Genomic DNA, 2593 nt, shown 5'->3' on the forward strand with positions numbered 1-2593 from the left:
GTCTCCGGATCCATGAGGATCGAGTCGACATCGCGATCGAAGTCTCCCCGGTATCCGTCGAGGATCTCGTAGCCATCTCTGTCGATGTCGCCCCAGTACACGACCACCGGCGCGTCTCGGATCCAGGGGAACGACGCCAGCGTCTTGCCGCCCTTGCCAACACCCTCGACAGAGATGCCGCCGGCGAGGGGCGGGAAGTGGATGGCTGTGTCCTTGTTCTCGGAGATGACGACGACCTCAGGGCGATAGGCAGGCGCGAAGGTATCGCCTACGGTGGCCGAGTCGTGGACGCGCGCACCGATTGCTCTGTATTCCGGGTCGAGGTAGGTGAAGTGAATGCGGGGCGGGTGCGCGGGCAGGAAGCCAAGGTCGGCAAGACCCGTGAGCGCCTGCACCCCGGGCCTGTGTGACTGAAGCCACTTTGCGTGCACGCCGGGGATCGGGACTTGCCGCGGGGTGACGCCGTGCGCGGCACGGGCCGGGTCCTCGAGGTACCAGTCGGCGACGACAAGGAGCAACTCGAAGTCGACAGCCGAGTATGTGTCGACGAGCCGTAAAGTGCGGCCGAGGTCGACCACGTGGGGGTAGCGCTCGCGCAGAATGACGAGCTGCGCGCGGGCCCGCTCTAGTCGGTCGGGCCAGTCACCGGCAACGATCGCGACGGCGTGATCTATGGATCCCACTCGTGCGTGAGTCGGGACGGCCTGCACGGTGCCGCCCTTTGCCTTGCGGTTCTCCCACTCGAGCAGAACGCCGGTTTGTCTGGTCCAGTCCTGCAACTCGACCGTCCACGCAAGTATCGGCGCGTAGTCGTCATGCAGGGCGGCGGGGGCCGGGCGCCCCAGGGGGAACGCGTGCGGGAATACGGTATCCCCGCCGACCAGGGCTATGTGCCACTTCTCGCTCAGTCGGCGGCGGATGTCCGCAATGACGGCGTCAGGTGTCTTCATGCGTCCTCTCCTGGGTCAGGCACGTCGAGCAGATCGGCGACGTAGGAGTACCCGCGTTCGTTCTTGGTGACAGTGAGGAGCAGGTCCATGTGGGGCTCAAGCGCCGTCACCTTGTCGAGCGGCGCCCCTATGACAAGCTGGAATCCAAGGTCCTGCCATGCCCTGACGGCCCGGCCGGCGAACTCGCTATCAGACTTCACGAACCCCTCATCGAGGAACACCGGCGCGAACCGGGGCCGGGAGCGCGATTCGTCGCCGAGCTGGTAGCGCAGTGCCGAGCCGACGATGAATGCGACGAGTTCCTGCGTCTCCCCGCCGGACTTACCGCCCAGGGAGTCGTAGCTGGCGATCTCGCGACGATTCTCGTCGAGACAAACCGCGGTTATGACGACGTGCTGGCGCACATCGAGGTACCGATCGCGTTGCGACGTGGAGGACTTGGTGTGTCCTTCGGGGACGCGCAGGCGGGTCATGAAATCACGAAGCTTCTTGAACCGGGTCTCGACCTGCTGGTCCGTGAGCTCGTGCGCGAGGCCTGACGAGAGTTCGCGGAGGCCTCGGCGGAAAGCGCTCAACTCGGCGCTCTGCAGGCGGCGGAGGCTGATCTGCAGGATACCCTTGCCGCCGAACGGAAGCGTCTCAAGGATCCGGTTTATTGGTTCGAGACGGTCTTCAATGTCCTCGAGGGCGGTGTCGAACGCGTCGTTGAGGCGCAGCAGGTCGTCGCTGGACCAAGCGGCGAATTCCCGCCGCCACCGGTCTCGGCGCTCATGCAACCCCTCGGACTGGATCCGGTCAAGGATCTCGCGATAACCGTCTGCAGAGGCGACTGTGGAGCCGAGATTGTGCTCCGTCCAGCGGCTCTTGTACGCCTCGAACATGCTCTCCATCGCGTTCGTCGCGCTGTTGGCGCCTCGGCGTGCGGACTCGATCTCCTCCTTGAGACGCTTGCGCAAGGCACGCATGTTCGTCGGGAACGAGTCCAGGCTCGTGGCATCCCAATTGCCAGCGAACAGGTTGTCTAGGTAGACCTGCTGGGCCTCGGTGACGGTGGCGGTCTGCGCGTTGACGATCTCGTTCACACCGTCCTGGGCGCTGTCCTGCCCGGTGACGAGATCACTGTGGCGCTTCTCCAGCTTGTCCAGGCCGTCCTGGGCGAGTACCTTGTCCCTGTTGGCTTGCTTCAACAACGGCTTGATGCGTTCTTCGTCGGCCTGCAGAGCATCCAGGATCGTGTTGGCCGCGCGGAGTCGGGTAATCTCGTCCTCGAGTTCGCTGATGCGCCGTTCGATGCCGAGATAGTCAATACCGTCCCAGACGGCGTCCTGGACGTAGACGTGCGCCTCCTTCTGCAGGCGGAGATCGGTCGTGCGTGCCCGCACTTGGTCGATCCGCTTGCGCACCAAGGCGATCGGCGGTTCGAGCTCGGCCAGCAGCCTGTCTATGTCCGCGAGTCGACGCTCGTTGGAGAAGCCGATGATGTCGCCGTCTCCGGACTCCCCATGAGCGCCCTTGTCACCGTTACGGGTCTGCCCGGAAGGGGTTACTCGTGGTTCGCGGCCGTCAAGTGAGGCTGTGTCGGAAACGCAGAGGTGGTCGACGGCCGCGTCGGCTACCCGGTCCTGGACCCAGCGTGAGAAGGG

Annotated in this window: 2 protein-coding genes; both read right to left on the reverse strand. The window is 64.8% G+C overall.

Annotated elements, in window-relative coordinates; all coding sequences use genetic code 11:
• Positions 1-950: DUF3322 domain-containing protein (locus tag ACLQ62_RS03400; protein ID WP_411720259.1), on the reverse strand; the 950-nt coding region annotated here is incomplete at its 3' end.
• The coding region (locus tag ACLQ62_RS03405) for an SbcC/MukB-like Walker B domain-containing protein (RefSeq protein WP_411720260.1) at positions 947-2593 on the reverse strand (1647 nt) is incomplete at its 5' end. The genes ACLQ62_RS03400 and ACLQ62_RS03405, both read right to left, overlap by 4 nt.

Origin of the sequence: Mycetocola sp. (genome assembly GCF_046716805.1) — a bacterium.
In the GTDB taxonomy this organism is placed as follows: domain Bacteria; phylum Actinomycetota; class Actinomycetes; order Actinomycetales; family Microbacteriaceae; genus Mycetocola_A.